At 67.2% G+C, this 1,246-nt stretch carries 1 protein-coding gene; it reads left to right on the forward strand.

The window, feature by feature from the left end; all coding sequences use genetic code 11:
* The coding region (locus tag ACFWFR_RS19320; protein ID WP_377624203.1) for an ABC transporter substrate-binding protein at positions 1–1,246 on the forward strand (1,246 nt) is incomplete at both ends.

The raw sequence follows: 1,246 nt of genomic DNA on the forward strand, positions 1-1,246 counted from the left end.
CAGCGAAGACGGCAAGTCGATCACCTTCGTGTACGACAAGCCGTTCGGTGACTGGGCCCTGAACTTCACCAACCAGTTCGTCCCGGCGCACGTCGTCGCCCAGAAGACGCTCGACATCGCGGACCCGCAGGAGGCCAAGGACGCTCTGCGTGACGCCATCCTGAACGCCGACGTCGCCAAGCTGTCGCCCATCGCGACCTTCTGGAACTCCGGCTTCGAGATGACCAAGATGCCCGAGGACAAGTCCCTCGTGCTCTCGAACGGTGCCTACCTCCTCGACGCGTACGAGGAGAACCAGTACCTGACGCTCAAGGCGAACCCCGACTTCAAGGGCAAGAACAAGGCCTCGGTCGAGACCATCACGGTTCGTTACATCGACGACCCGATGGCCCAGGTCCAGGCGCTGCAGAACGGTGAGGTCGACCTCATCGGCCCGCAGGCCTCGGCAGACGTGCGCAGCGCCCTCGAGGCCCTGCCCGCGATCGAGACCAACAACAGCGTCGAGGGCACGTTCGAGCACGTCGACCTGGTCTTCGAGAACGGTGGCCCCTTCAGCCCCGCGACCTACGGCGGCGACGCCGAGAAGGCCAAGAAGGTCCGCCAGGCGTTCCTCCTCTCCATCCCGCGCCAGACGATCGTCGACAACCTGATCGTCCCGCTGAACCCTGACGCCGAGGTCCGCAACTCGCAGATCCTCATCCCGGGCTCGCCCAACTACGACAAGATGGTCGCCGAGAACGGCTCGGACTTCTACCCGGCCGCGGGTGACGTCGAGAAGGCCAAGGCGCTGCTCGCCGAGGCCGGCGTGACCACCCCCGTCAAGGTCCGCTTCGCGTACAACAACGAGAACGCGCGCCGCGTGAACCAGGTCGCGCTCATCACCGACACCGCCTCGCAGGCCGGCTTCGAGATCGTCGACACCGGCCGTCCGGCCGCTACGTGGGGCACGCTCCTCGGCACCGGCCAGCAGGAGTACGACGCATCGCTCTTCGGGTGGCAGTCGACCTCGACCGCCGTCACCGAGTCGGACGCCAACTTCCGCTACTCGCCCGAGCGTGGTCTGAACAACTACGGCTTCTACTCGAACGCGGCCGTCGACGCTGCGCTCGACCAGCTCCAGGCCGGGGCGGCGACCGCGCTGGCCGGGCCGATCGCCTTCCTCGGCCTGATGGTCCTGGTGGTGCCCAAAGCGCACGCGGCCGGCTTCGAGGACCTGCCCGAGGAGCTCGGGGCCGAGGTGTGGCGG

It is taken from the genome of Oerskovia sp. NPDC060287 (assembly GCF_042726775.1).
Classification (GTDB): Bacteria; Actinomycetota; Actinomycetes; order Actinomycetales; family Cellulomonadaceae; genus Oerskovia; species Oerskovia merdavium.